The 25,379-nt window shown below is 63.3% G+C and carries 25 protein-coding genes and 1 riboswitch; of the genes, 9 read left to right on the top strand and 16 right to left on the bottom strand.

The window, feature by feature from the left end:
- Positions 1–34 precede the first annotated feature (34 nt).
- From J2Z17_RS10805 to J2Z17_RS10790, 4 genes are all read right to left on the bottom strand, one after another.
- A complete protein-coding gene (locus J2Z17_RS10805; protein ID WP_209944770.1) occupies positions 35–604 on the bottom strand; it encodes a TadE/TadG family type IV pilus assembly protein in 570 nt (189 codons plus the stop codon).
- Positions 601–1,113: a TadE/TadG family type IV pilus assembly protein gene (locus J2Z17_RS10800; protein ID WP_209944768.1), complete on the bottom strand. Its 513-nt coding sequence runs from the start codon at positions 1,111–1,113 to the stop codon at positions 601–603. The genes J2Z17_RS10805 and J2Z17_RS10800 overlap by 4 nt, the downstream gene beginning before the upstream one ends.
- Positions 1,114–1,121: 8 nt before the next feature.
- Entirely contained in the window at positions 1,122–2,483 is a 1,362-nt protein-coding gene (locus J2Z17_RS10795; protein ID WP_245224015.1) for a TadE/TadG family type IV pilus assembly protein, read from the bottom strand.
- 277 nt (positions 2,484–2,760) lie between these two features.
- Positions 2,761–4,644: an ABC-F family ATP-binding cassette domain-containing protein gene (locus J2Z17_RS10790; RefSeq protein WP_209944766.1), complete on the bottom strand. Its 1,884-nt coding sequence runs from the start codon at positions 4,642–4,644 to the stop codon at positions 2,761–2,763.
- 241 nt (positions 4,645–4,885) lie between these two features.
- Here J2Z17_RS10790 and J2Z17_RS10785 point away from each other — a divergent pair, with 241 nt between their 5' ends.
- From J2Z17_RS10785 to J2Z17_RS10765, 5 genes are all read left to right on the top strand, one after another.
- Positions 4,886–5,215: a hypothetical protein gene (locus J2Z17_RS10785; protein WP_209944764.1), complete on the top strand. Its 330-nt coding sequence runs from the start codon at positions 4,886–4,888 to the stop codon at positions 5,213–5,215.
- Positions 5,216–5,220: 5 nt separating this feature from the next.
- Positions 5,221–6,813, top strand: a complete 1,593-nt coding sequence (locus J2Z17_RS10780) for a methyl-accepting chemotaxis protein (protein WP_209944762.1) — start codon at positions 5,221–5,223, stop codon at positions 6,811–6,813.
- 207 nt (positions 6,814–7,020) lie between these two features.
- Positions 7,021–7,704 carry a glutathione S-transferase family protein gene (locus J2Z17_RS10775; protein ID WP_209944760.1) on the top strand — a complete coding sequence of 228 codons (684 nt, stop codon included), beginning with the start codon at positions 7,021–7,023 and terminating at the stop codon, positions 7,702–7,704.
- 139 nt (positions 7,705–7,843) lie between these two features.
- On the top strand, positions 7,844–8,266 hold the full coding sequence (gene ndk / locus J2Z17_RS10770) for a nucleoside-diphosphate kinase (protein WP_007608969.1): 423 nt from the start codon (positions 7,844–7,846) through the stop codon (positions 8,264–8,266).
- 147 nt (positions 8,267–8,413) lie between these two features.
- A riboswitch (FMN riboswitch) is annotated at positions 8,414–8,559 on the top strand.
- An 85-nt stretch (positions 8,560–8,644) separates the two neighbouring features.
- Positions 8,645–9,079, top strand: a complete 435-nt coding sequence (locus J2Z17_RS10765; RefSeq protein ID WP_209944758.1) for a 6,7-dimethyl-8-ribityllumazine synthase — start codon at positions 8,645–8,647, stop codon at positions 9,077–9,079.
- 37 nt (positions 9,080–9,116) lie between these two features.
- Here J2Z17_RS10765 and J2Z17_RS10760 read toward each other — a convergent pair whose 3' ends face one another.
- Together J2Z17_RS10760 and J2Z17_RS10755 are read right to left on the bottom strand one after the other, a co-directional pair.
- Positions 9,117–9,659: a hypothetical protein gene (locus tag J2Z17_RS10760; RefSeq protein ID WP_245224014.1), complete on the bottom strand. Its 543-nt coding sequence runs from the start codon at positions 9,657–9,659 to the stop codon at positions 9,117–9,119.
- On the bottom strand, positions 9,656–10,207 hold the full coding sequence (locus tag J2Z17_RS10755; RefSeq protein ID WP_209944756.1) for a CGNR zinc finger domain-containing protein: 552 nt from the start codon (positions 10,205–10,207) through the stop codon (positions 9,656–9,658). The genes J2Z17_RS10760 and J2Z17_RS10755 overlap by 4 nt, the downstream gene beginning before the upstream one ends.
- Before the next feature lie 60 nt (positions 10,208–10,267).
- On the opposite strand from J2Z17_RS10755, the gene J2Z17_RS10750 reads away from it, so the two are divergent.
- Positions 10,268–11,164, top strand: a complete 897-nt coding sequence (locus J2Z17_RS10750; protein ID WP_209944754.1) for a branched-chain amino acid ABC transporter permease — start codon at positions 10,268–10,270, stop codon at positions 11,162–11,164.
- A 27-nt stretch (positions 11,165–11,191) separates the two neighbouring features.
- Here the strand turns inward: J2Z17_RS10750 and J2Z17_RS10745 are convergent, their stop codons facing one another.
- From J2Z17_RS10745 to uvrC, 5 genes are all read right to left on the bottom strand, one after another.
- A complete protein-coding gene (locus tag J2Z17_RS10745; protein ID WP_209944752.1) occupies positions 11,192–11,569 on the bottom strand; it encodes a GFA family protein in 378 nt (125 codons plus the stop codon).
- 59 nt (positions 11,570–11,628) lie between these two features.
- Complete coding sequence (locus tag J2Z17_RS10740; RefSeq protein ID WP_209944749.1) at positions 11,629–12,093, bottom strand: molybdenum cofactor biosynthesis protein MoaE; 465 nt, start codon at positions 12,091–12,093, stop codon at positions 11,629–11,631.
- 62 nt (positions 12,094–12,155) lie between these two features.
- Positions 12,156–12,410: a molybdopterin converting factor subunit 1 gene (moaD, locus tag J2Z17_RS10735; RefSeq protein WP_209944747.1), complete on the bottom strand. Its 255-nt coding sequence runs from the start codon at positions 12,408–12,410 to the stop codon at positions 12,156–12,158.
- A gap of 3 nt (positions 12,411–12,413) precedes the next feature.
- The gene (gene pgsA, locus J2Z17_RS10730; protein WP_209944745.1) at positions 12,414–13,001 is read right to left on the bottom strand and encodes a CDP-diacylglycerol--glycerol-3-phosphate 3-phosphatidyltransferase; all 588 of its coding nucleotides are present in this window, start codon (positions 12,999–13,001) and stop codon (positions 12,414–12,416) included.
- A 114-nt stretch (positions 13,002–13,115) separates the two neighbouring features.
- Positions 13,116–15,149, bottom strand: coding sequence for an excinuclease ABC subunit UvrC (gene uvrC, locus J2Z17_RS10725; RefSeq protein ID WP_209945111.1), 2,034 nt, complete (start codon positions 15,147–15,149; stop codon positions 13,116–13,118).
- A gap of 538 nt (positions 15,150–15,687) precedes the next feature.
- On the opposite strand from uvrC, the gene J2Z17_RS10720 reads away from it, so the two are divergent.
- The gene (locus J2Z17_RS10720) at positions 15,688–16,329 is read left to right on the top strand and encodes an outer membrane protein (RefSeq protein WP_209944743.1); all 642 of its coding nucleotides are present in this window, start codon (positions 15,688–15,690) and stop codon (positions 16,327–16,329) included.
- Positions 16,330–16,501: 172 nt separating this feature from the next.
- Here J2Z17_RS10720 and J2Z17_RS10715 read toward each other — a convergent pair whose 3' ends face one another.
- From J2Z17_RS10715 to J2Z17_RS10705, 3 genes are all read right to left on the bottom strand, one after another.
- The gene (locus tag J2Z17_RS10715; protein ID WP_209944741.1) at positions 16,502–17,098 is read right to left on the bottom strand and encodes a glutathione S-transferase; all 597 of its coding nucleotides are present in this window, start codon (positions 17,096–17,098) and stop codon (positions 16,502–16,504) included.
- 46 nt (positions 17,099–17,144) lie between these two features.
- On the bottom strand, positions 17,145–17,822 hold the full coding sequence (locus J2Z17_RS10710; protein ID WP_245224012.1) for a ribonuclease T2 family protein: 678 nt from the start codon (positions 17,820–17,822) through the stop codon (positions 17,145–17,147).
- Positions 17,823–17,901: 79 nt separating this feature from the next.
- Positions 17,902–18,765, bottom strand: coding sequence for a 23S rRNA (adenine(2030)-N(6))-methyltransferase RlmJ (locus tag J2Z17_RS10705; protein ID WP_209944739.1), 864 nt, complete (start codon positions 18,763–18,765; stop codon positions 17,902–17,904).
- A gap of 75 nt (positions 18,766–18,840) precedes the next feature.
- Between J2Z17_RS10705 and J2Z17_RS10700 the strand changes: the two genes are divergently transcribed.
- Both J2Z17_RS10700 and J2Z17_RS10695 read left to right on the top strand, forming a co-directional pair.
- Positions 18,841–20,961: a molybdopterin-containing oxidoreductase family protein gene (locus J2Z17_RS10700; protein ID WP_209944737.1), complete on the top strand. Its 2,121-nt coding sequence runs from the start codon at positions 18,841–18,843 to the stop codon at positions 20,959–20,961.
- Positions 20,961–21,557: an NUDIX domain-containing protein gene (locus J2Z17_RS10695; protein WP_209944735.1), complete on the top strand. Its 597-nt coding sequence runs from the start codon at positions 20,961–20,963 to the stop codon at positions 21,555–21,557. The genes J2Z17_RS10700 and J2Z17_RS10695 overlap by 1 nt, the downstream gene beginning before the upstream one ends.
- A 40-nt stretch (positions 21,558–21,597) precedes the next feature.
- On the opposite strand, the gene ppx is transcribed toward J2Z17_RS10695, so the two are convergent.
- On the bottom strand, positions 21,598–23,118 hold the full coding sequence (gene ppx, locus J2Z17_RS10690) for an exopolyphosphatase (RefSeq protein ID WP_209944733.1): 1,521 nt from the start codon (positions 23,116–23,118) through the stop codon (positions 21,598–21,600).
- Positions 23,119–23,130: 12 nt separating this feature from the next.
- Entirely contained in the window at positions 23,131–25,326 is a 2,196-nt protein-coding gene (locus tag J2Z17_RS10685) for an RNA degradosome polyphosphate kinase (protein WP_209944731.1), read from the bottom strand.
- Positions 25,327–25,379: the final 53 nt, after the last annotated feature.

Genomic DNA, 25,379 nt, shown 5'->3' with positions numbered 1-25,379 from the left:
AGGATGTGCGGCGCAGGGCGCGCCGCCGCGAACACTACTTGTTGGTAAGGTCGACGGTGTCAGAGACACGCGGCCGTGAAATCGACGTCTCCACGAGACTGTAGCTCTGCACGCCGGTCACAGAGGCGAGCAGCGAAGTGAACGCGGTGCTCATCTCATAGGTGACGGTGAGCGTGATCAGGTCCACCTGCGCTTCCATAACCTTGTCATCGATCGGCACATTTGCGACGGACATCGTGGAGTTCGCCGGGTAATTTCGGGTCCAGACGGTGGTCGTCGATCCGCTGCCGTCCGGCCTCACCAGCATGGCTCGGATCTTCAGGCTGCCGGCATCATAGGGTTCGAGGATCTTGGCTGCACCAGCCAGCATGTTGTCGAGCTGCGTCCCGGTCCAGGTCGTCTCTTGGGCGATGACGTCGCTGCTTGTCGTTGCAACCTGGTTGAGCCGCCGCTTGACGGTGAGCGTCTGGCCGAGGTCGAGGGTTGCCGCGAAAAGCATCACCAGAATGGGCAGGATGATGGCGAACTCGATGCCGGATACGCCGCGGCAGTCGCGGACAAGCGCCCACGCCGTTCGCTGCAGTCCTGTGTGCAAACGGTTCATTCGAAGGGCTCGTTTCTGAACATCGCGGAGGCGGCGAGTACATAGCGGCCGTCAGGAAGCGTCCGGGTCTTTACGCCGGCATAGCCAAGTATGCTGTTCCAGGGCAGGAACGCCTGGATCAGCATGTAGTCATTGGCTTTGCCCGGGGCGAAGTTTTCGCTGATGTTCAGAGGCTTGGACAGGTCGGGCGATGTCATCGCCGCGCCCGAGAAATCGCTGAGCACATCCGTCTTGATCAACAGGCTGCTGTCGCAGCCGAACTGCACCATCATGTGGTTGCAGACCTCGGACTTGAACTTCGTGAGGTTCCATGCCGCCTTCGTAGCGCTACCCGTGCGGACATCGCGCGCGGCCTTGTGCAGGGCGGAATCCAGCGATGTATCGACAAAGGCGAGCAACGCGACCTCAAGCACCGCGAGCACCAGCAGAAAGAAGGGCAGGGCGAGCAGCGCGAACTCGATCGCTGTCGCGCCGGACCGGTCCTTCGAGAATGTGATTATCTTTCGCATCGCACGCCTCAATTGATCAGGCGGACTTTGGACATGTACTGCTGGAACAACTGGCCCAAACCTTTCTCGATCTCGCTCGCCGAGTCGGCCTGGATGAAGAGGTTGGAGGCAGAGGCGCAGGACTTGAGGGCAACCGGCAGATAGGCCTGGCGCGTCCAGTTGCCATATCCGCTGGCCCAGGTGCCGCCCCAGATCGACTTGAAGCCGCTGCTCTTCATCGTCTGGCCGGCGGTGCGGTCATAACCCCAGTCACCCGCAAGCGGCAGATAGGTGGTGTAGAGGACGCCGAAGCTGGAGCCGTCGTTCTTGATCTGCTTGCACCAGTCGGGATTGAGAGGGGTCGTGGCGGTCGTCAGCTTGCCGACGGTGGTCGGAAAGCGGATGCCGCTGGACGTGTCGTGGACCCAGTTGCGTTCCGACTGCAGGCCGTCCGTCAGGAGCAGGACGAGCTTGCTCGGATTGTTGACCGAGCCGTCGCCGCCGGTGCCGACAAACTTGGAGAGGTCGGCGAGCGAATAGTCGAAATAGGTCGCCGGCTGCGAGGTCGCGGCGTTGAAGCCGGCCGAATCGTCGGAAAGCTTTTTGCGTGCATCGGAGACCGAGAATGTCGGCGCCAGAACCTGGGAGCCGGACTGGCCCACCGTGTAGAGGCCGACCTTAATGTGCTGGGTCTCGAGATTGGCGGCCTCGACCATGTCCAGCACCTGGTTGACGGCGTTGATCGCGACATCGGTGCGCAGCTGGACGCCCATGGCCCGGGCGAGGGCGTAGTTGGTGGTGTAGCTCTTGCCCTTGTACTTGTAGGGACCGCCCTCGACCTCATGGCAAGCAAAGGCGCAATAGGCCGGCGCCCCGAACATCGCCGCTTGGCCGGCCGGCGTGGCCGCCAGCATCATCGACGCCGACTTGTCGATGGCGAAATAGACGTTGATATATTCCTTCGTCGGTCCCGCGACAGACGAGGCGACGCCGACGTCGACTTTCTTGAAACCTGCGATCTGCAACACCGTCGTCTGCACGGCCACACGGGCCGTTGCCGTAAGCTCGTTGTTGTTGGCGCCGATTTCGATATCGCTCAGGGTGTAACCCTTGCCCGTCTGGTCGGTCTGCGCGGCAAACCAGCTCTTCATCTTCTGCTGGACGAGATTGGTGTCCTTGGTGCCGACGCTTTTCACAGCGGCAATCAGCGCCGTGTCGAGATCGGCCTGCATCTTGGTACGCACATTGTAGGCGCGCACATAATCGAGGCTCATGCCGACGGCGGTCAGCACCGGAACCAGCAAGATTGCGAAGCTGATCGCGAAATTTCCGCGCCTGTCGTGCCAAAGTTGAAGGATCAGCCGACGGCAATGGATAATACTGTTCGGCAAGAGACCCTCGGCACATGCTCTAGTTATGATTTAGAAATGTATAGGGTTTTCGCTTTAACGGAGTCTTACGAGTAAATGCGTGTACTAACCGGTGATCTGCGGCCCGAAAGTCCGATATGTGTTGCTTGCCACCGAATTATAGATTGCATGCGTATTGTAAGTCTTGATGGATTTGAGGCAGACGCAGGGTTCCAATGCTCGGCAGATCGGGCAGGGCAGCCGGACGGCTCCGCCGACACGGTGCAGGACAGAAGGGTATTGGTCGAAAGACCGGCTTTCAGCCGGCCATTGCCTCGTCGTATTCGCCGGAGAGCTCCAGCCACTGTTCTTCGGCATCGGACAGTTTTGCTGCGGCCTCGCCCCGCTGCTTGGCCTTCTCGGCGGCCTTGGCCGGGGTCTTCTCGTAGAGCACGGGATCTGCAAGCTCCGCATCAAGCGATTTGATCAATGTCTCCAGCTTCTTGGTCAAGGCCTCGACTTCATTGATCTTTTTGCGAAGCGGGGCGAGGCTGGCGCGCTTGTCGGCATTGGCCTTGCGCTGATCGGCCTTGTTGGTCGGCTCGACGGCGGCCTTGCTCTTCTCGTCCTTTTTCTTCGAGCCCTGGATGATCAGGCTGCGATATTCCTCCATGTCGCCTTCGAAGACACTGACGGTGCCGTCATTGACCAGCCACAGACGGTCGGCCGTCGCCTCGATCAGATGGCGGTCATGGGCAATCAGGATGACGGCGCCATTATAGTCGTTGAGCGCCTCGATCAGCGCGCGGCGACTGTCGATGTCGAGATGGTTGGTCGGCTCGTCGAGGATCAGGAGGTTGGGCGCATGGAAGGCCGAGAGCCCCATCAGCAGGCGCGCCTTTTCGCCGCCGGAGAGATCCTTGGCGGCCGTGCCCATCTTTTCGGTCGCAAGGCCCATCTGCGCGACGCGGGCGCGCACCTGGGCTTCGCTCGACTGCGGCATCAGCCGGCGCACGTGATCGACCGGCGTCTCGTTGGGCACCAGGTCGTCGAGCTGGTGCTGGGCGAAGAACCCGACCGAGAGATTGGGTGCCAATTTGATCTCGCCCGCCTGCAGTTTCAGCCGGCCGGCGATCAGCTTGGCGAAGGTGGACTTGCCGTTGCCGTTGGCGCCGAGCAGCGCAATGCGGTCGTCATTGTCGATCCGCAGGTCGATGCCGTTCAGGATCGGCTTTCCAGGTTCGTAGCCGACGGCGCCGCCCTGGATCGCAATGATCGGCGAGGCCGGCTGCTTTTCGGGCTCGGGAAAGGTGATCGGCTGGACGTGATCCTCGATCACGGCCGAGACCGTGCCCATGCGCTCCAGCGCCTTGACGCGCGACTGTGCCTGCTTGGCCTTGGAGGCCTTGGCCTTGAAGCGGTTGATGAAGCTTTCCAGATGCTTGCGCGCGGCGTCGTTCTTCGCCTTGGCCTTCATCTGCAATTCGTTGGCTTCGGCCCGCTGGCGTTCGAACTGGTCGTAGCCGCCGCGATAGAAGGTCAGCTTCTTCTGGTCGAGATGAACGATAGCGTTCACCGCATTGTTCAGCATGTCGCGGTCATGGCTGATGACGATGACGGTATGCGGATAGCGCCGGACATAATCCTCCAGCCAGAGTGTGCCTTCCAGGTCGAGATAGTTGGTCGGCTCGTCGAGCAGCAGCAGGTCCGGCTCGGAAAACAGCACCGCCGCCAGCGCCACGCGCATGCGCCAGCCGCCGGAAAAGGAAGAGGCCGGGCGCAATTGCGCCTCGTGGTCGAAGCCGAGGCCGGCCAGGATCGTCGCCGCCCGCGCTTCCGCGGAATGGGCATCGATATCGGCGAGCCGCGTCTGGATTTCGGCGATCCGGCCGGGGTCGGTTGCCGTTTCGGCTTCCTCGAGCAGGGCCGCGCGCTCCTTGTCGGCCGACAGCACGATGGAAATCAGCGATTCCTCGGTTCCCGGCGCCTCCTGGGCGACCTGGCCGATGCGCGACTGCTTCGGAATGCCGACCGTCCCGCTCTCGGCCGCAAGGTCGCCGGTAATGATGCGAAACAGCGTCGACTTGCCGGCGCCATTGCGGCCCACAAGGCCGGCCTTCACCCCGGCCGGCAGAGAGAGCGTGGCGTTGTCGATAAGCAGACGGCCGGCGATGCGGGCGGAAATTTCATTGAGCGTGATCATGCTGCGGGTTTTGGCCGATGTTCGCGACAAAGGCAATATTGCGCCGGCGACGAGATACCGAACACAGGGTCAGTCTGGCGCCGGCCGCAGCCGGATCGCGAGCTGTCGTCCCGGCGCCGAACGATACGTATGCGAGATATATAACAATAATCTAATTAAGCATTCATTTATTCGCATGACGTAATGTACCGACCGGTGAATGCGCGCTGCGGCGAGGCAAATGCCTTTATTGGAGGCAGCGATGGTCGAGAAACCGATGGACGAGGGCAGGGAAGGCGGGATCAGCCGCACCGTGATCGCTTTCAATTTCGTCCTCTATCTCGTGCTGATCCTTGGAATATGGGCCTTGCCGACCGATCGCTTCGTGTTGGTGGTCACCGCTCCGGCGGGTGGCGCGGATGAAAGCCTGGCCGTGATCGGCGAGGCCGGCGGCGCCTTCGTCCAGTCGGGGCGCTTTCCCTGGCTCACTGTTGCCTATTCCGATGAACGGGACTTTGCCTATCGATTGATGAAGGCAGGCGCGCTCATCGTACTGGATCACAAACTCGCTGTTGGTTGCTTGAAGGACTAGCGAACATGAATTCTCTGAACGCACTGCGCCATAGGGTCTCTTCGGTGATCTTCGCGCTTTTATGGATCAACGTCGCGCTGATTACCGCGCGCTTCCTGCTGCGCGCGGAGGGCCCTGAATTTCTCGCGATTGGCGGCACGCTGCTGATTGCGCTCTCGGCCAGCGCTGCGTGGTGGCAGGACCGGATCGGCGCGACCACGCGTGCCGTCACCTCGCTTGCCCATGCCGCGACGGTGGCCATCATGGTCTATGCCTTTGCCGGCTCGCCGCTGCAGATCGACATCCATATGTATTTCTTCGCCTCGCTGGCGATCTGCGCAGCCTGGATCGACTGGCGCGCCCTGGTCGGCTATGCGGCGCTTGTCGCGGTGCATCACCTGCTGCTGTTCTTCGTGCTGCCGTTCGCCGTCTTCCCGGGTCAGTCGGATTTCTCCCGTGTCTTGCTGCATGCGGTCGTGCTCGTCGTCCAGACCGGCGTGCTGATTGTGCTCACCTATTCCGTGGTGCGTGCCTTCCAGTCCTCCGACGCAGCCGTCGAAAAGGCCGAGGCGGCCCAACGCGAGGCAACCGCCATGGCGGACCAGGTGCGCAATGCCGATAGCGAAGCGGCAAGACAGCGCCAGATCCGTGAAGCGGAGAAGGCCGCGGAAGCCGCCGCCATCGATGCCGCCGTCACGACGCTCGGCAAGGGGCTGGGCGCGCTTGCCGCCGGCGATCTCGGCTATCGCATCAACCTGCCTTTCGAGGGGGAACTGGACAGGCTGCGGGTCTCCTACAATACCTCCATCGACAATCTGGCCATCGTCATCGGCGAGGCCGGCGACGTGATCCAGATCATCCGCACCGGCACGGGCCAGATCAGCCATGCCAACCAGGATCTGTCCCAGCGCACCGAACGCCAGGCCGCCTCGGTCGAGGAAACCGCCTCTGCCTTGTCGCTGGTGACCGAGACCGTGCGCCAGACCGCCCAGGTGGCCGAGACCGTCGGCCAGATGGTGCAGAAGGCCCGCAACGGCGCCGAGCGTTCCGGTGCGATCGTCACCAATGCGGTCGAGGCCATGGGCATGATCGAGAACTCCTCCAACGAGATCAGCCAGATCATCTCGGTGATCGACGACATCGCCTTCCAGACCAATCTGCTGGCGCTGAATGCCGGCGTCGAGGCGGCACGCGCCGGCGAGGCCGGCAAGGGGTTTGCCGTCGTCGCCCAGGAAGTGCGCGAGCTTGCCCAGCGTTCGGCAACCGCCGCCAAGGAGATCAAGGCGCTGATCACCACCTCCAGCGATCAGGTCCGCAACGGGGTCAGCCTGGTCGACCAGGCCGGCGAGGCGTTGAACCGCATCGCCCAGGAGGTCAACATGATCAGCGACGAGGTCGCCAAGATTGTCGGTAGCGCCCGCGAACAGGCCAATGGCCTGGGCGAGATCGACGGTGCCATCAGCGCTGTCGACCGCAATACCCAGCAGAATGCCGCGATGGTCGAGGAATCCTCTGCTGCGGTCTCCTCGCTTGCCAGCGAGGCCACACGTCTTGAAGAGCTGATGCAGCGCTTCAGGGTCGCAGACGCTGCGACAGGTCAGGCGCGTCGCGCAGCCTGACGCCTTCCAAGCACGAAGCGTCACACCGACTTGGCCGGCCGTTGTCCCCTCACAACGGCCGGTCCTTTCTTTTCGGTCGCCGAAGGCCGCTTCCGATGACCACCGATCCGGCCTGCTGATGGCATGGATGAAATAAGCTGATTTGATCGACGGCGCGGTTCGGGTCAGTGTGGGGCAAAATCAGCTTTGGCCTCCGGGGAGATTGTCATGTCCATCATTCTTTATTCGCTTTGCGGTGCCGAAACCGCCCGCCCGTTCTCGCCTCATTGCTGGAAGACGGTCATGGCGCTGCGGCACAAGGGGCTGGATTTCGTCGAAAGCCCGCAGGCCTTCACCGAGATCCCCAAGGTCGAGGGCGGCGTCTCCAAGATCGTGCCGATCCTGAAGGATGGCGACACCATCGTGTCCGACAGCTTCGACATCGCGCTCTATCTGGAGGCGACCTATCCGGACCGTCCGAGCCTGTTCGGCGGGGAAGGCGGCATGGTGCTGTCGCGCTTCGTCGAATCCTACGGCCTGACGATGTTGCACATGGCGGTCACGAAGATCGCGATCAACGACATTCACGCCATGCTCGGCCCCGTCGATCAGGCCTATTTCCGCGAGAGTCGCGAGCAGCGTCTGGGCAAGCCGCTCGAGGATTTTATTGCGACACGCGATGCCGAGATCGCCGCATTCCCGGAAAAATTCGCCACGCTGCGCCACCTGTTGAAGCGTCAGGCCTATCTCGGCGGCGAGAGCCCGCTGTTTGCCGACTACATCCTGTTCGGCGCGCTGCAATGGCTGCGGGTTACCACCGGTTCGATCCATCTGCCCTCCGGCGATCCGGTGGCCGGATGGTTCGACCGTCTGCTCGATCTCTACGACGGACATGCCCGCAAGGTCGCCTGAGGCCTTCCACCGGCTTCTTTATCAAGCACCGGCTTGATGTGTGACGGCGACGTGAATTTCGCCCATCCCTCTTGTCTTCGTGATTCGGGGCGGCTAGATACCGCCCACTTTCCCGAGTTTTCTAAAAAGGACGAGACAGATGGCGATTGAACGCACCTTCTCCATGATCAAGCCGGATGCCACCAAGCGCAACCTGACGGGCGCCATCACCAAGATGCTCGAAGACGCCGGCCTGCGCGTCGTCGCCTCCAAGCGCGTCTGGATGAGCACGCGCGAAGCCGAAGGCTTCTACGCCGTGCACAAGGAACGCCCGTTCTTCGGCGAACTGGTCGAAGGCATGACCTCCGGCCCGACCATCGTTCAGGTGCTGGAAGGCGAAAACGCCATCCTGAAGAACCGCGAGATCATGGGCGCCACCAATCCGGCAAACGCCGACGAAGGCACGATCCGCAAGACCCACGCCTTGTCGATCGGTGAAAACTCGGTTCACGGTTCGGATGCCCCGGAAACCGCGGCCGAAGAAATCAAGTACTGGTTCTCCGACACCGAAATCGTCGGCTGATCTTATACCGGGCAGCCGGAGGCCGACGGCCGCCGCTGACCAGTTTTTATGCGAAGCGCCCGCGGCCATGCCGCGGGCGTTTTCGTTGACGGAGTGTCTTTCGCCGCATTTGGCAATTGCCAGGCGGAAAGACGCACACTACATCTGTGCTGTTCTCAGGGCGGGGCGGAAATCCCCACCGGCGGTATGCGGCCAGAGCCGCGAGCCCGCGAGCGCCTTCGCAAAGCGAAGGGTCAGCAGATCAGGTGCGATGCCTGAGCCGACGGTCATAGTCCGGATGAAAGAGAACGTGCGCGGTGCCGCAAGCCCTGGAAGGGGCAGGCGGACGCGTTCGTGATCGCCTTGGGTGACGTGTCGTGACCGAAAGGAGATCCTGCTATGACACCCACCCGTTATGCCTTCGTCAAAGCCCAGTGGCACGCCGATATCGTCGACCGTGCCCTCGACGGCTTTCTCGAACTCATCCCTGCCGATCTTGTCGATGTCTTCGACGTCCCCGGCGCCTTCGAAATGCCGCTGCTGGCCCGCGATCTTGCCGCCACCGGGCGCTACGGCGCGGTCGCGGCCGCCGCCTTTGTCGTCGACGGCGGCATCTATCGTCATGAATTCGTCGCCCAGGCCGTCGTCGACGGCTTGATGCGCGCCGGCATGGACACCGGCATTCCCGTGCTGTCGGTGTCGCTGACCCCGCACCACTTCCAGGAAACCGATCACCACAAGGCGATCTACCGCGCCCATTTCGTCGAGAAAGGCCGCGAGGCCGCACGCGCGGCACTCGCCATCGGCAAGGCGCGCCTGGCGATCGCCGCCTGACGCTTTCCCCTCGATACGGGGCCGGGCCGGCCCCGTATCACACCGTCGGGCAACCCTTTTCCGGCGCGAAATCCGGCGTTCCGTCGGCATGAAAGACCTGCGGATTGGGCGTATAGCCCGGACCGACGGTCAGTGGTTTTTCCGGAAGCACCGTCTGGTCGATATTCGAGATGATCTCGGTCCTCAGTGTCTGCACCTCCCGGCCATCCGCATTTTTCAGCGTCACCGTCACCTTGTAGGGGCGGTCCTTGACGATGCAGTGGACCGGCGGGCTCTGCAAGGCGATCTTTTCCCAGAACGGATAGATCTTCGTCGCGGTAACGATCGGCTTGCCGCCGGCCGGATCCTCATAGGCGGTTTCCACCACGCTGCCCTCCGGCAGGTCCCGGTCGCGGTTGAGCGTCAGGATATAGGCGGCGGTCGCATTGCGGTAGTTGAACTCGAACAGCCGCCCGGCGACCGATAATGGACCGTCCTCGCTCTCGCGCTGACATCCGGCCAGCAAGGCGCCGATACCCGCGAGCGCCACCGCCAGCGATCGAAACGCCCGCTGTCCCGACCCACGCCTGCTCTGTCTCATGACGAAGCCTCCTGCTTCCTGCGCTGATAATGGCGGCTCGCCTTTGCCCGGTTGCCGCAGACAGCCATGTCACACCAGGTCCGGCTGCGGTTCTTGCTGCGGTCGAGGAACAGCCAGCCGCAATTGCCACAGATCTTCATTCGCTCGGACGCGGGGTCGCTGACCAGCCGAATGGCCGACCGGGCGGTCGCCGCCTCCAACGCCGTCTCGCTCCGGGCCCCGGCAAGGCAGATCGCCGCCGCCGAGAGAAGGCCCGCCAGCAGTGGGCGGTCGTCAGTGCCGAGGGTCCGGCAGCGAAAATAGGCATCGATCGCTTCGCGCAGGTCGACCAGTCTTTGTCTCGCCGCCGGTTCCGGCAGGTCGAGCACCGCTGCCAGTTCCCGTTCCGCGCAGTGGCGCGCGGCAGCCTGCGGAAAGGCGGCCAGCTGAGCCTCGACGGCAAAGCGGTCGATGCAGCGCTCGGGGTCGGCGCGCAGAATGACGCTGTTGGCAACGTCCAGCGCCAGGGCGCCGCCGGAAAACCGGTGTGGGGTCCATTGAAAGCTCATGCCTCAATATAACTGGTAATAACGATTTTACCAGTTATAAGAATAGCGCGAGGACAAGACATGGCCTATCTGCTGCAGCAACTGGCAAACAGCATTCCCGTCGCGGCGCTCTACGCGGCGCTCGCCTTCGGCTATGCCACGGCCTTTGCCATGACGCGGCGGGCCGATATCGTCTACGGCGCGATCTTTGCCTTTTCCGGCCAGATCTTCCTGCTGTTTGCCAATTTCGGGTGGAGCAAACTCTATCTGGTGCTGCCGGTCGCCTTGGCGCTGGGGTCAACGGCCGCCCTGGTCTACGGCCTGGCAGCCGGATGGTGGATCGCCAGAAAGGTCATGCTGCCGCTTGTCCGGTCCTCGGCCAATGCCGTGCTGGTCGCCTCGCTCGGTCTCGTGCTGGTGCTGGAAGAAAGCGCAAGGCTGGCGATGCAAAGCCGCTCGATCTGGCTTGCCCCCTTTCTCAACCAGCGCCTGATTTTCTGGAATGACGGCGCCTTCTCCGTCAGCCTGACGGTCATTCAGCTGCTCAACGCCGCGCTGATGACGGCCATCGTCATGTTCGGCGGCGGGGTGCTGGCGCGCAGCCGTGCCGGGCGGATCTGGCGGGCGGTGGCCGACGATGCGTTTGCGGCAAGGCTCATGGGGATCGACAGCGACCGTGTCTTCGTCGTCGCCTATGGCGCCGCGACCCTCACGGCTGCGACCTGCGGCGTGCTCGCGACCGCCCATTACGGGACGATGGATTTCGGCGCCGGCATGGTATTCGGGCTCAAAGTGGTGCTTCTGGCGGCGATTGGCGGGCATGCCATGCCGATGAGGGCTGCTGGCGGTGCCGCGCTTTACGGTCTCATCGAAACCCTCTGGGGTGCCTATCTGCCGTTTCTCTGGCGCGACGCAGTGCTGTTTTCGGCCCTAGTCGGCCTGGCGGTCGTCACACGCCAGGAGCGGGCCATTCCCTGACGCCGGTCGTGCGGTTACAATCGTGCCTCATCCGACCCTGTCTGCCGGCCATTGCCCGATCCCCTCGATCGCCGAGAGCCAGGCTTCGCGGCGCTTGACCCAGATCTCGTAGGCCGGACGAAAATCGCTTGGCGCCCGGTCGAGGCTGCCCAGGCGGATTTCCGCCTCCTCGTCGTTGACGATGAACAGCCGCCCGCCGCAGCGCGGGCAGAAATGCCGGCCGGCATAGCTTGCCGTATGGCCGGTCGTTTTCAGCGCTGAGCGGGGATAGACCACAAAACAGGTGACCATCGAGCCGCTTTCCTTGCGGCATGCGCTGCAATGGCAAAGGCCGACGCGCAGCGGCTCGCCCTCGACCGTGTAGCGTACGTCGCCACACAGGCATCCGCCCAAACGGAAATTCATGTCGGCCTCCATCCTGTTCCAAGATCAGGAGAACGCCGCCCGCCCGCTAAAGGTTCGCCCTACAACCATTTTTCCCGGGCCTTGTCGTCGGCATCCTTGGCCGCGACCCAGGCCCCGGAGGATCCGTCGCGCAAGTGTTCCTTCTTCCAGAACGGCGCGGAGGTCTTCAGGTAGTCCATCATGAAATTGGCCCCGTCGAAGGCGGCCTGGCGATGCGGGGCCGCGGCGATGACGAGCACGATGTTCTCGCCCGGCGCGATCTTGCCGAAACGGTGGATGGCGGTGAGCCCGATCAGGTGGAACCGCGCGATGGCAAGTTCCGCGATGCGGCGCATTTCGGTTTCCGCCATGCCGGGATAATGCTCGAGTTCGAGCGCCGAAAGTGTTGCGCCTTCGTCCCGGCAAAGGCCGGAAAACGTCACCACGGCCCCGATATCCTGTCGTCCGGCGCTGAGGGCGCGGACTTCGCCGTCGAGATCGAAATCCTGCGACTGGACGCGGATTGTGGGATTGGCGTCGCTCATCTCAATATCTCTCGCGATGCAGTCACGGCCGCCCGGGCAGGCGATGGCACCCGCCGCATGGGTCAGCCGCCCGTCATCGGCGGGAACAGGCCGATCTCGGTGGCGCCGGCAATCGGCTCGTCATGCTCGACATGTTCCTGATTGATCGCGACCCGGATCGCCTTCGGAAACTGCAGGGCCGTCTCGTATTCCTCGCCGAGCCCCTTCAGGTGCTCGATCAGGTCGCCGGCGGTCACCACGCTTGCCGGCAGGTCGAGGTCTTCCTCGCCCCGGCCGATCCGTTCGCGAACCCAGGCGAAATAAACGAGCTTGGTCATGTCTCAATCCATCATGTGCTTCAGGCCGGCGCGGAAATAGTCGTAGCCTGTGTACATGGTCAGCAGGGCCGCGACCCACAAGAGGCCGATGCCGATCTGGGTGGTGTGCGGCAGCACCTTGTCGCCGGCCGGACCGGCCAGCAGGAAGGCGAGCGCCACCATCTGCACCGTGGTCTTCCACTTGGCGATCCGGGTCACCGGTACCGAAACCTTGAGTTCGGCCAGATATTCGCGCAGCCCCGACACCAGGATCTCGCGGCACAGGATGATGATCGCCGCCCAGAGCGACCAGCCGGCAATGGTCTTTTCCGTGTCGGCCGCCATCAGGATCAGGCAGGTCGCCACCAGCAGCTTGTCAGCGATCGGATCGAGCATGCGGCCGATATTCGACGTCTGGTTCCAGATGCGTGCCAGATATCCGTCGAGGAAGTCCGTCAGGGACGCGAGGACGAACAGGCCGAGCGCCGTCCATCGGGCGAAGTCGGAACTCTGCAGGGTGCCCTCGACAAAGAAGCACAGCACGATCAACGGAACGGCGAGGATCCGACCGTAGGTGAGGAGATTGGGGATGTTATATGCCCTGGAAGCCATAGGTAACGCGTCTCGAGTGATTGCGCCGGTAGATGACGGTGTTCGCTTGCGACCGTCAACACCAGACTGGGATTTATGTTGCGGATATGCAGTCCGATTTGCGGCATGCGCCCGTCATTCGGCGCGTGTTTCGTGAAAATGATTGTAAACAAGCCTGGCGACGGCCTCTGATATGCCCTCGACCGCCATGAGGTCGTTCATCGCTGCGCGCGACACCGCCTTGGCGGTGCCGAAATGCTGCAAAAGGGCGCGCTTGCGCGTCGGGCCGATGCCGGCGATCTCGTCGAGAGGGCTCTTGACCATTTCCTTCTTGCGCCGCGCGCGGTGTGTTCCGATGGCAAACCGGTGCGCCTCGTCGCGCATGCGCTGGACGAAATAGAGCACCGGATCGCGCGGCGGCAGGCTGAAATCGGGCTTGCCGTCCATGAAGAAGCGCTCGCGGCCGGCCTCGCGGTCGGCGCCCTTGGCGACGCCGATGGCGGTCACCACGTCGCGGATGCCGAGTTCGTCGAGGATCTTGCGCACCGCCGACATCTGTCCCTGGCCGCCGTCGATCAGGATTACGTCCGGCCAGGCCGGGAAAGGCGCATCTGCGGCCTCTTCCGGGGACGGGGCGGCACCGCTGCGATCCGGAAGGCCTTCTTCCTTCAGCAGGCGCGAAAACCGGCGTGTCATCACTTCCCGCATCATGCCGAAATCGTCGCCCGGCGTGATGTCCGTCGATTTGATATTGAACTTTCGATACTGGTTCTTGACGAAGCCTTCCGGTCCCGCAACCACCATGCCGCCGACGGCATTGGTGCCCATGATGTGGGAGTTGTCGTAGATCTCGATGCGCCGCGGCACGGGAGACAGGCCGAAGGTCTCGGCAAGCCCGGTGAGCAGCCGCCCCTGCGAGGAGGTCTCGGCGAGCTTGCGGCCATGTGCCTCGCGGGCATTGGACAGCACGTGATCGACCACGTCCTTCTTTTCGCCGCGCTGCGGCACCGCCACCTGCACCCTGTGCCCGGCGCGCTCCGACAGCGCCAGCCCGAGCAGTTCCTGTTCCTCGATCGGCTCCGACAGCAGGATCTGTCGCGGGCAAGGCTTGTCGTCGTAAAACTGGCCGAGAAAGGCGGCGAGCACCTCCGCGCCGGTCAGCTGCGGATCGGCTTTCGGGAAATAGGCGCGGTTGCCCCAGTTCTGGCCGGTGCGGAAGAAGAACACCTGGATGCAGGTCAGCCCGCCTTCATGATGAATGGCGAAGACATCGGCTTCCTCGATGCTGGCAAGGTTGATCCCCTGATGGCTCTGCACATGAGAGAGCGCGGCCAGCCGGTCGCGGTAGACGGCGGCGCGCTCGAAATCGAGATCCTCCGCCGCCTCGTTCATCTGGCCGGCAATGGTTTCCTTGACGTTCTGGCTCTTGCCGGAGAGGAAGTCCTTCGCCTCCTGCACCAGTTCCGCATAGCCTTCCTCGCTGACCTCGTTGGTGCAGGGGCCGGAGCAGCGCTTGATCTGGTAAAGCAGGCAGGGCCGCGTGCGGGTCTCGAACACGCTGTCGGTGCAGGTCCTCAGCAGAAAGGCGCGCTGCAGCGAGTTGATCGTGCGGCCGACGGCGCTGGCCGACGCAAAAGGGCCAAAATAGTCGCCCTTGCGGGCGCGCGCGCCGCGATGCTTGAAGATTGCCGGCGCCCGGCTGTCGCCGGTCAGCATGATATAGGGAAAGCTCTTGTCGTCGCGCAGCAGCACGTTGTAGCGCGGCCGCAGGCGCTTGATCAGATTGGCTTCGAGCAGCAGTGCCTCGATCTCGGTGCGGGTCGTGACAAATTCCATGTTCGTCGTCTCGCGCACCATGCGGGCGATCCGGTTGGAATGCACGCGTCCCTGCGCATAATTGCCGACCCGCTTCTTCAGGCTGCGCGCCTTGCCGACATAAAGCACCTCGCCGGCAGCATCGAACATCCGGTAGACCCCCGGCGCGTTCGGCAGCTGCTTGACGAATTCGCCGATCAGTTCCTGGCCCTTCAGGCCGTTGGCATCGACGACGCCTTCGCTCCAGTCGATAGCACTGGTCAGCGCGGCGACAGACGTTTCCACGATGTCGTCGTCGTCATCCCCGGCCTCCTCGTAGAGAATGCCGCCATCGGTGAGCTTGCCGCCCGTCATTGCCTGGTCGATCTCCATTGCTCTTGGCTCTTGCCTGCCGCGCCCTGTCGGAGCGGGCAAGGCCGTCATCCGCGTCACCATTTGGCCCGTGACCGACGAGGTGTCAAAAGGAAAGCGCCCCACCCGTCCCGTCGCCAACAGTTCGATGCGCGCGACGGAGTGCGGACAGGATCGGCCGGTGTAGGGCAGGGGCGACCGCGAATCCCGCCATCGTCGTCACCGAGATATAGGAGGTCGCTGGGGCTTGGAAAAGGGCGGCATATACCAGAGAGTGGCAGGATGTTATTACTTTTGCCCGGCGGGCGTATAATCTGTCGGCCGAACAGTATAAACCTATTAACGTCTGGTTAGGGTTAATAAAGTTCCTGTATCAAAATGGCAACATCGCAATTTCCTCACGCCGTTGCCGCAATCTTTTCATAATTCGGCTCTTTCGAATCCGCAATTGCAATCCATCTTCTGAGGGAACGGGCAGCGGCCCTATGCGTTCAGATCGCAGAGCACGATCGGCGGATTTGAAGTTTCAAAGGAGAATGTGATGCGTAAACTTGTTCTGACCCTCATGGTTTCGGCCGCCGGACTGGCGACCTTCAGCGCTGCGCAGGCAGCCGACGCTGTGGATCAGATCCCGCAGCCTCCTGTTGCCACGGAAAACTACACCGCGCCGCCGCAGGGCTGGACCGGTGCCTATCTCGGCGGCGGCGTCACCTATGACTGGGGCCGCATGGATGCGGGTGACCGCGACATCGACGGCGTCGGCGGCACCATCTACGGCGGTTATAACTGGCAGGCCGGCCAGATCGTCTACGGTGCGGAAGCCGATGTTTCCTATGACGGCGCCGATGGCGATGCAGGCCCGGGCCTGACCGGCAAGAACGGCGTCAACGGCTCGATCCGCGGTCGCGTCGGTTACGACATGAGCCCCTTCCTGCTCTATGGTACGGCAGGTCTGGCCGTCGGCAATCATGAGCTCTCGGGCGGCGGCGATTCCGACAGCAAGACCGCTCTCGGCTACACCGTCGGTGCCGGTGTCGAGGCGCAGGTGACCGACAACATCACGACGCGTGTCGAATATCGCTACACCGACTACCAGTCGAAGGATTTCGACGTCGGCGGCGCCACCTATTCGCGCGGGTTCGACGACCACTCGGTCAAGGTCGGTATCGGCGTCAAGTTCTGATCCTGATCCTCGCACTCAACCAGGAAAGCCGGGCATTGCCCGGCTTTTTTGTGCGTTACGCAGGCGTCCGGCGGCGTCAAGGCGTTTCGAAATGGTGATGCCTGTCAGGGGCGGCCCTCTGTAACGATGGCTTTCCGCACGGTCAGATCGTGACCGGGCAGGGGCGTGATTCTCAGGCCTGCGGCTTGATCGCCGGATAGTCGGGGAAGCGCTTCTCGAACTTTGCCGGCCAGGCGGCAAGCGCGGGACGGCCTTCTTCCCACTGCCCGGGAAACCGCAGCATCAGGTAGGCGAGAAGGGCGGCCAGCGAGAAGTGGCCACCATGCAGCGACTTGCCGGTCTTCGGCAGGTGCGCCTCCAGATAATCAAGTCCGCGGGTGACCTTGCGCCATTGCCGGTCGATGATCGGCTGATGCACCTTTTCCTCTGGCCGCATGCGGCGCTCGTAGACGATGGTGATGGCCGCATCGGTGATGCCGTCGCATAGCGCTTCCAGCAGTTCCGCCTCCGTGCGCTTGTCGTCCTTGCGCGGATAGAGCGTCTTGCCGGAAATCCGGTTCAGATACTGCATGATCATCCGGCTGTCGTAGAGCGCGGTGCCGTCCTTCAGCAACAGCGTCGGGATCTTGCCAAGCGGATTGGCATCGACCAGCAGCGCCGGCTCGTCGCCGGTCGCGACCTGGACCGCTTCGGCCTCGATCTCGAGATAGCGGGCCGCCATGCGGACCTTGGCGGAATAGGGGGAGGCGGGCGAATAAAGCAGTTTCATGCGAAAGGCTCCGGGGAGGGTATGGGAAACGAGAATGAGGAGAGCGTCACGGTGCCGGCGGCAGGATGACGAAAGAGCGGCGGCAGGCATCGGCGTCGACCTGACGGCAATCGCGAAAGCGCAAATCTTTGGTCAGGCAGATGCGCACGTCCTGCAGCATCTCGCCCTGACAGGTGACGGCCATGGCCCGGTGGCCGAGACCCGGATTGGCCTTGGAAAACAGCGCCTCGACGACCTGGGGCGTGAACCGCTTGGTCGATGCGGGAGATTTCATCTGCTCGGGTATGCGGACCCTGGAAAAGGCCTTGCGCGCCGTGGCGAAATAGTCGGCCTGGTTGAGACCCGAGCATGTGCCGTGCTTGCGCCATTCATGGCCGATCAGCCCCATGCCGGGCATGATGTCGAGATAGCGATTGCCGAGAGCGCGGTCGACCCGCTCGGGTTCGGTGCTCGGGCAGGACTCGGGGTAGCCGCGCTCGTATTGCGGCCAGAGCCCGTGCAGCACCATGCCGTAGCGCCGGGCGGCGCTGCATTGTTGCCGGTTGTTGCGCCCCTGCGGCGTACGGCAATAGGTTGGCGACCAGGAGAGCGACAGCACGTAGAAATCAAATTCTCCGGCGGCGGGCTCGGCCCGACTACCCTGCGGCGCCGCGAAAAATGCAAGTAGCGCCACGAGCAGGAGGACCGGATATCTGGCCAGGTGACGGACGAGATTGGACATCATGGGGCTTTCCGAAGCTTGGCAGGTGGCCGCACCATGTTGCCAAAGGTGCGATCGGTCAAGACTTCCGCCTCGGCGGCGATCAGTCCTCGGGGCGCTCTTCGCCGCGCAGCCAGAAGCAGCGCTGCGACGCATAGCGGTCCTGCGCCAGGATGGTCTTCAACTCGGGCAGCAGCTTGTGCAATTCGTCCTTCAGCGTGAAGGGCGGATTGACGACGATCAGGCCCGATCCGGTCAGGCCCGTCGTCTCCCGGTCGCTGCGCACATTCATCTCGGCGCACAGCATTTTCGGGATGTCGAGCGCCTTCAGCTGCTCGTGGAAGTCGGCGATCGGCGCGCCCTTTTTCAGCGGATACCAGAGGCAGTAGACACCACCGGGAAAACGGCGCCAGGCCTTGGCAAGTCCGTCTGCCAGACGCTCGTATTCGCCGTCGATCTCGAAGGGCGGATCGACCAGCACGATGCCGCGTTTTTCTTTCGGCGGCAGATGGGCGCCAAGCGACAGCCAGCCGTCGAGTTCGGTGACCCTGACCTGGAAGTCGCCCTCGAACACCCGGTGCAAGGCGCGCGCGTCATCCTCGTGCAGTTCCATCGCCGACAGCCGGTCCTGCGGGCGAAACAGCATGCGGGCAAGCTTCGGCGAGCCGGGATAGCGGCGGAGCGGACCCTCCGGATTCAGTGCCCGCACCTGGTCGAGATAGGGGGCCAGCAGGTCTTTAGCCGTCTTCGACAGCGCGGCGTCGAGCAGCCGGCCGATGCCGTCTGTCCATTCCCCGGTCTTCTGCGCCTCTTCCGACGAAAGGTCGTAGAGGCCGATGCCGGCATGGGTGTCGAGCACGCGAAACGCCTTGTCCTTTTGCTGCATGTAGACGACCAGGCGTGTCAGCACGGCATGCTTCAAGACGTCGGCGAAATTGCCCGCGTGATAGATATGCCGATAGTTCATAGCGTTTCCCGATGGCTTCGATGAATTGTTGGAATGGGCCTTTTGAGGCTCATGGGCTTGCCGTATAGAGAGGTCATGAACATCGCGACCCCGAACCGCTCCAAGTCCACCGGTCATACGGTTTGTCCGCATGACTGTCCATCGGCCTGTGCCCTCGACGTCGAGATCGGCGTCGATGGCCGTATCGGACGCGTGCGTGGCGCGGCGGAAAACACCTATACCGCCGGCGTCATCTGCGCCAAGGTCGCCCGCTATGCCGAGCGGCTCTACCATCCGGACCGGCTGCTGTCGCCCAAGCGTCGCAAGGGCGCCAAGGGGGCCGGCGACTGGAGCGAGATCTCCTGGGATGCGGCGCTGGACGAAGTCGCCGAGGGCTTCCTGAAGGCCGAGCAGGCGCATGGGGCAGAGGCGGTCTGGCCCTATTTCTATGCCGGTACGATGGGACAGGTGCAGCGCGATTCGATCGACCGGCTGCGGCATGCCAAGCGTTACTCCGGTTTCTTCGGCTCGATCTGCACCAACATGGCCTGGACCGGCTATGTGCTCGGCACCGGCGCGCTGCGCGGTCCCGATCCGCGCGAGATCGCCATGGCCGACTGCGTGGTGATCTGGGGCACGAATGCGGTGGCCACCCAGGTCAATGTCATGACCCACGCGGTCAAGGCGCGCAAGGAGCGCGGCGCGCCGATCGTCGCCATCGACATCTATGACAGCCCGACGATCAAGCAGGCCGATATCGGCCTGGTGCTGAAGCCCGGCTCGGACGCGGCGCTCGCCTGCGCCGTCATGCATGTCGCCTTCCGCGACGGCCATGCCGATCGCGCCTACATGGCCCGTTATGCCGACGACCCGGCAGGCCTCGAGGCGCATCTTGAGAGCCGCACGCCGGAATGGGCGGCTGCGATCACCGGCCTTTCGGTCGACGAGATCGAGGCCTTCGCGGCATTGGTCGGCCGGACGAAGAAGACCTTCTTCCGCCTCGGCTACGGCTTTACCCGGCAGCGCAACGGCACGGTGTCGATGCATGCGGCGCTATCCATCGCAACCGTACTGGGCTCCTGGCAATACGAAGGTGGCGGCGCCTTCCACAACAATGGCGACCTCTACCGGTTCGACAAGTCGGTGCTGACCGGCGAGGCCTACCGCGACCAGGACGTCCGCTTCCTCGACCAGTCCCAGATCGGCCGGGTGCTGACCGGCGACGCCGAGGCACTGCGCCATCGCGGGCCGGTGACCGCACTGCTGATCCAGAACACCAATCCGATGAATATCGCGCCGGAACAGCGGCTGGTCGCGAAGGGCTTTGCCCGCGACGACCTGTTTACCGTCGTGCACGAGCAGTTCATGACCGACACGGCGAAGATGGCCGATATCGTGTTGCCGGCCACCATGTTCGTCGAGCATGACGATATCTATCGCGGCGGCGGTCACAGCCACATCCTGCTCGGGCCGAAGCTGGTCGAGCCGCCGGAGACGGTCCGCACCAATCTCTTCGTCATCGAGGAACTGGCCAAGCGCCTCGGGGTTGCCGACCACGAAGGCTTCGGCATGAGCGAGCGCGAGCATATCGACCGTTTGACCACGGTGAACGGGCTGCCGGGCTATGACGATCTGCTGGTCGACCGCTGGCTCGACTGTCAGCCCGATTTCCGCACGGCGCATTATCTCGACGGCTTCGGTCATGCCGACGGAAAATTCCGCTTCAGGCCCGACTGGCAGAACGGCCGCGCGCCGAACCGGCCGCCCGTGTCCGTCGGCATTCTCGGGCCGTCGCAGGCGCTTCCGGAATTCCCCGACTATGTCGAACTGATCGAGGTCGCGGACGCTGCGCATCCGTTCCGGTTGGCGACATCGCCGGCGCGCAACTACCTCAATTCGACCTTTGCCGAGACGCCGACCTCGCGCCAGAAGGAAGGGCGCCCGGAGGTGATGATCAACCCTGCGGATGCCGGGCGGCTTGGCATTGTCGACGGCGAGATCGTGCGCGTCGGCAATATGCGCGGCGATCTTCGCCTCCATGCGAAAGTGACCGACACCGTTAAGTGCGGCGTGCTGGTGGCCGAAGGGCTTTGGCCCAACCATGCCCATCTCGACGGCGAGGGTATCAACGTATTGACCGGAGCGGACAATGTCGCGCCCCATGGCGGTGCCGCCGTGCACGACAACCGCGTCTGGCTGGAAAGGACCTCTGCCTAATGGCGAAATTCGACAGGACCCGCATCGATCTCGTCGAGGATGAGACGGTGTGGAAGGGCTGGAGCCATGTCCGCCGGGTGACCTTGGACTATACCGGGGATGAGGGCGATACCCACCGGCTCCGCTGGGAAGTGTTCGACCGCGGCCATGCGGTGGCGGTGCTGCTCCATGACCCCGCGCGCAACGTGATCGTCATGGTGCGCCAGTTCCGCCTTCCGGTGCATCTGAGCGGTGACGCGCCCTTCCTGCTGGAGGTGCCGGCAGGATCGCTGGAGAAGGACGAGGATCCCGGTGCCGCCATCGTCCGCGAGGTTCTGGAAGAGACCGGATACCGGATCGACGCGCCCGAATTGCTGTTTGCCGCCTATATGTCGCCGGGCTCGGTGACCGAGAAGATCCACTTCTACCACGCGCCGGTATCCGAGGCGGCCAGGGTGGAGGACGGCGGCGGGCTGGACGAGGAGCACGAGGATCTCGACATCGTCGAAGTCTCGCTCGACGAGGCCATGGCAATGATCGCCGATGGCAGGATCATCGACGCCAAGACGATCATGCTCGTGCAATGGCTGGTGCTCGACAAGACCCGCATGAAGTAGGCCGGTCGAAGGGAAGGGGGAGACCCCTTCTCCGACTGCGCTATTCGAAGCGGAACGCCAGCTTCTTGCCGGTCAGCTTCGACAACTGGTTCAGGCGGCCGGACAGCCGTTCGCCGGCGAAGTCGGCGAATTCGTGGGGCACCACCAGTTCCAGATCGAGATCCTCGGTGTTGCTGCGCGCAAAGCTCAGCTTGTGGACGATGCCGGGCATCGAGGCGGAAAACAGGTAGACCACCCGCAGCATGCCGCCGAGCAGCTTGGCCCGCTCGACCAGATGCGGATTGGCGATCGCCGCCAGCGGCTGGGTGACGCCGTCATCGCTCAGCCCCTCGAAGCGGTAGTAGTTGGTAAGTGCGATGAAGGCGCGGCCCGGATGGGTGATGCCGACCAGCGACGAATGGGCGATGATGTTGAGCGCCTGCAATCCGCGGTAATCCGGATGCGCCCGCCAGGAAATGTCGGCAAGCAGGCAGGCCGCGCGCCGATAGCGGGCCTCTTCCTCGGTCTCCTCGACGTCGAAGAACGGCAGCATGTTGCCGGTCCAGTCGGCCAGCTCGCGCGCATGTTCCGGCGAGCGGGCCCGCAGGATGGCGAGATCATTGGCGGCCGCCAGCAGCGGATCGACCTGCCGCTCCTTTTCGTCGAGCAGGGCATAGAGATAGCCCTCGCGAACGCCTTGCGCCGAAAAGCAGATCCGCGCCGGCTTCATGTCCTCAAGCACTTCGCGCAGCGCCGCAGCACCGAAGGGCAGCAGCGCGCGGCGGTTCTTGGAGATGGACGACCAGGCCGGGTCCTTGGTGCTCTCGCCGGAGATGATCTCGTCGAGAAAACGCACCATCTCGTCATAGGCGATTTCGTAGCCCTGCATCATGTGCAGCGGGTAACCGCGGATCTCCATGTGCAGCTTGGCGATATTGCGCCAGGTGCCGCCGACGGCATAGAAGGTCCGGCCCTTGCCGGCCTGCAGCAGATCGACCTTTTCGAGCTGCTTGCGGGCAAAGGCGCGCGCCTTCTGCACCGAGCCGCCGACCGTCTCCGACAGCCTGAGGCCGCCGAGCGGCAGCGTGATGCCCTGGCCGACGGTGCGCCCCTTGATGTCGACCAGTTCGAGCGAGCCGCCACCGAGATCGCCGACGATGCCGTCGGGCGCGTGAAAACCGGAAATGATGCCGTAGGCGGAATAGAGCGCTTCCTGTTCACCCGACAGCACGATGATCTCGTGGTCGAGAATGCGCTCGGCTTCGGCGATGAAGGCGGGACCATTGCTGGCCTCGCGGGCGGCCGCCGTCGCCAGCACATAGGTCTGGCTTGCCTGCGCCTGGCGGGCGAGCGCATGGAAGCGCTTCAGCGCCGCCAGTGCCCGATCGACCCCTTCCGGGTCCATCTTGCCGCTGCCGGCAAGGCCCTTGCCGAGCCCGCACAGCACCTTTTCGTTGAACAATACGGTCGGCGACCGCGACAGACCTTCGTACACGACAAGACGTATCGAGTTCGATCCGATGTCGACGACGGAGACAGGGGCAATACCTGGAAGGCGCCCCCGAGCTTCAGATATGGTCATGCATGCCCAGTTTTACTGTTTCCGACCTGCGATCAGTCCGGCAATTAGCTTCGGGGCGCTCGACTTCAAGGCTTCACCGCGCCCGGACAGGCTGGGATTGGTCATGAAATACTGCTGCGCGTTGAACGGTTCCTCCCCCGCGCGCACTTCCAGGCGCCGCGACGTTCCATCGGGCAGTATCTCGTAGCTCTGCTGATTGTCAATCAGGTTGCCCAGCATGATCTGGGACAGGACCTGCTCATGCACGGTCGGATTGGTCAGCGGTACCAGCGTCTCGACGCGACGGTCGAGATTGCGCGGCATCATGTCGGCCGAGCCGATATAGACCAGCGCCTTTTCAGACGGCAGCCCGAAACCGTTGCCGAAGCAGAAGATCCGGCTGTGCTCGAGGAAGCGGCCGATGATCGACTTGACGCGGATGTTTTCGGAAAGGCCGTCCACCTGCGGCCGCAGGCAGCAGATGCCGCGCACCACCAGGTCGACCTCCACACCCGCCCGGCTTGCCGCATAGAGGCTGTCGATGATCTCGGGGTCGACGAGCGAGTTCATCTTCATCCAGATCTGCGCCGGCCGGCCGTTCTTGGCATGCTCGATTTCCTGGGCGATATGCAGCAGGATCCGGTCGCGCAGCGTATAGGGCGACACCGCAAGCTTCATGCTCACCTCCGGCTCGCCATAGCCGGTGATGAAGTTGAAGATATTGGCCATGTCATTGGCGATCTTCGGATTGCAGGTGAAGTAGGAGAGATCGGTATAGATCTTCGCCGTGATCGGGTGGTAGTTGCCGGTGCCGAGATGGCAATAGGTCCGGAGCTTGCCGTCCTCGCGGCGCACCACCATCGACATCTTGGCATGGGTCTTCAATTCGATGAAGCCGAACACCACCTGCACGCCGGCGCGCTCCAGGTCGCGGGCCCAGCGGATATTGGCTTCCTCGTCGAAGCGGGCCTTCAGTTCGACCAGTGCGGTGACCGACTTGCCGGCCTCGGCCGCATCGATCAGCGCGCGCACGATCGGGCTGTCATTGGAGGTGCGGTAGAGCGTCTGCTTGATCGCCAGCACATCCGGATCGCGGGCCGCCTGCAGCAGGAACTGCACGACGACGTCGAAGCTCTCATAGGGGTGGTGGACGACCATGTCCTTCTCGCGGATGGCGGCCAGGCAGTCGCCGGCATGTTCGCGCACGCGTTCGGGGAAGCGGGCGTTATAGGGGTCGAAACGCAGGTCGTCGCGCGGCGCCTTGGTGATTTCCGACAGTGTGTTGAGGGCCAGAAGTCCTGGCAGGACGGCCACGCGGTTGTCCGGCACGCCGAGTTCATGGACGACGAAATGGCGAAGGCTGGCTGGCATTTCCGAATCGGTCTCGATGCGGATCACCGAGCCACGGCGGCGGCGCTTCAGTGCCGTCTCGAAGAAGCGCACGAGGTCTTCGGCCTCTTCCTCGACCTCGATATCGCTGTCGCGGATGATCCGGAACGTGCCGTAGCCGGTCACCTCGTAGCCCGGATAGAGCCGGTGGATGAACATGCCAACGGCATCTTCCATGGTGATGTAGCGGATGGCGCGCCCTTCGTCGGGCAGGCGAATGAAGCGCTCCAGCGTCGGCGGCAGGCGCAGCAGCGCCGTCATCGGATCGCGGCCGCGCTTGGATTCCAGCTGCAGGCCCATCGAGAAGCCGAGATTGGGAATGAACGGGAAGGGGTGGGCCGGATCGATGGACAGCGGCGTCAGCACGGGGAAGATCGACTGTTCGAATTCGGTCTCCAGCCAGGTGCGATCTTCGGGAGCCAGCGCTGCCGGACGCACGATCAGGATTTCCTCCTGCGCCAGATATTGCTGCAGCACCGCCAGCGAGGCCTGCTGCTCCATCTGCAGGTTGTCGATTTCCTTCAGGATGTCTTCCAGCTGTTCGGCCGGCGTCTTGCCGTCGGGGCTCTTGATCACGATGTTCTGGCGCACCTGGCCTTCGAGGCCGGCGACGCGCACCATGAAGAATTCGTCGAGATTGGCTGCCGAAATCGACAGGAAACGCACGCGCTCCAGCAGCGGGTGGGCGATGTTGAGCGTTTCCTCGAGAACGCGGCGGTTGAACTGAAGCCAGGAGAATTCCCGGTTGATGAAGCGCTCGGGCTGGTTCAGCAGGTCCTCTTCGGCATTTGCCTCGGGAAGCTCGTCATTGACCTGGTTTTCCACCGCGCTCGTATCCATCACACTCTCTCGCTATTGCCGTCCTGCCAACTATAACAAATTCACGAAGTTAC

This window comes from Heterorhizobium halophytocola (assembly GCF_017873095.1).
In the GTDB taxonomy this organism is placed as follows: Bacteria; Pseudomonadota; Alphaproteobacteria; order Rhizobiales; family Rhizobiaceae; genus Allorhizobium; species Allorhizobium halophytocola.
The sequence above is the reverse complement of the archived record's forward strand: the minus strand, read 5'-3'. Positions and strand labels throughout refer to the sequence as shown.

Coding starts and splice junctions, on each gene's coding strand:
- J2Z17_RS10805 (WP_209944770.1), bottom strand. CDS start 604: ATGAACCGTTTGCACACAGGACTGCAGCGAACGGCGTGGGCGCTTGTC.
- J2Z17_RS10800 (WP_209944768.1), bottom strand. CDS start 1,113: ATGCGAAAGATAATCACATTCTCGAAGGACCGGTCCGGCGCGACAGCG.
- J2Z17_RS10790 (WP_209944766.1), bottom strand. CDS start 4,644: ATGATCACGCTCAATGAAATTTCCGCCCGCATCGCCGGCCGTCTGCTT.
- J2Z17_RS10785 (WP_209944764.1), top strand. CDS start 4,886: ATGGTCGAGAAACCGATGGACGAGGGCAGGGAAGGCGGGATCAGCCGC.
- J2Z17_RS10780 (WP_209944762.1), top strand. CDS start 5,221: ATGAATTCTCTGAACGCACTGCGCCATAGGGTCTCTTCGGTGATCTTC.
- J2Z17_RS10775 (WP_209944760.1), top strand. CDS start 7,021: ATGTCCATCATTCTTTATTCGCTTTGCGGTGCCGAAACCGCCCGCCCG.
- ndk (WP_007608969.1), top strand. CDS start 7,844: ATGGCGATTGAACGCACCTTCTCCATGATCAAGCCGGATGCCACCAAG.
- J2Z17_RS10765 (WP_209944758.1), top strand. CDS start 8,645: ATGACACCCACCCGTTATGCCTTCGTCAAAGCCCAGTGGCACGCCGAT.
- J2Z17_RS10760 (WP_245224014.1), bottom strand. CDS start 9,659: ATGAGACAGAGCAGGCGTGGGTCGGGACAGCGGGCGTTTCGATCGCTG.
- J2Z17_RS10755 (WP_209944756.1), bottom strand. CDS start 10,207: ATGAGCTTTCAATGGACCCCACACCGGTTTTCCGGCGGCGCCCTGGCG.
- J2Z17_RS10750 (WP_209944754.1), top strand. CDS start 10,268: ATGGCCTATCTGCTGCAGCAACTGGCAAACAGCATTCCCGTCGCGGCG.
- J2Z17_RS10745 (WP_209944752.1), bottom strand. CDS start 11,569: ATGAATTTCCGTTTGGGCGGATGCCTGTGTGGCGACGTACGCTACACG.
- J2Z17_RS10740 (WP_209944749.1), bottom strand. CDS start 12,093: ATGAGCGACGCCAATCCCACAATCCGCGTCCAGTCGCAGGATTTCGAT.
- moaD (WP_209944747.1), bottom strand. CDS start 12,410: ATGACCAAGCTCGTTTATTTCGCCTGGGTTCGCGAACGGATCGGCCGG.
- pgsA (WP_209944745.1), bottom strand. CDS start 13,001: ATGGCTTCCAGGGCATATAACATCCCCAATCTCCTCACCTACGGTCGG.
- uvrC (WP_209945111.1), bottom strand. CDS start 15,149: ATGACGGGCGGCAAGCTCACCGATGGCGGCATTCTCTACGAGGAGGCC.
- J2Z17_RS10720 (WP_209944743.1), top strand. CDS start 15,688: ATGCGTAAACTTGTTCTGACCCTCATGGTTTCGGCCGCCGGACTGGCG.
- J2Z17_RS10715 (WP_209944741.1), bottom strand. CDS start 17,098: ATGAAACTGCTTTATTCGCCCGCCTCCCCCTATTCCGCCAAGGTCCGC.
- J2Z17_RS10710 (WP_245224012.1), bottom strand. CDS start 17,822: ATGATGTCCAATCTCGTCCGTCACCTGGCCAGATATCCGGTCCTCCTG.
- J2Z17_RS10705 (WP_209944739.1), bottom strand. CDS start 18,765: ATGAACTATCGGCATATCTATCACGCGGGCAATTTCGCCGACGTCTTG.
- J2Z17_RS10700 (WP_209944737.1), top strand. CDS start 18,841: ATGAACATCGCGACCCCGAACCGCTCCAAGTCCACCGGTCATACGGTT.
- J2Z17_RS10695 (WP_209944735.1), top strand. CDS start 20,961: ATGGCGAAATTCGACAGGACCCGCATCGATCTCGTCGAGGATGAGACG.
- ppx (WP_209944733.1), bottom strand. CDS start 23,118: ATGACCATATCTGAAGCTCGGGGGCGCCTTCCAGGTATTGCCCCTGTC.
- J2Z17_RS10685 (WP_209944731.1), bottom strand. CDS start 25,326: ATGGATACGAGCGCGGTGGAAAACCAGGTCAATGACGAGCTTCCCGAG.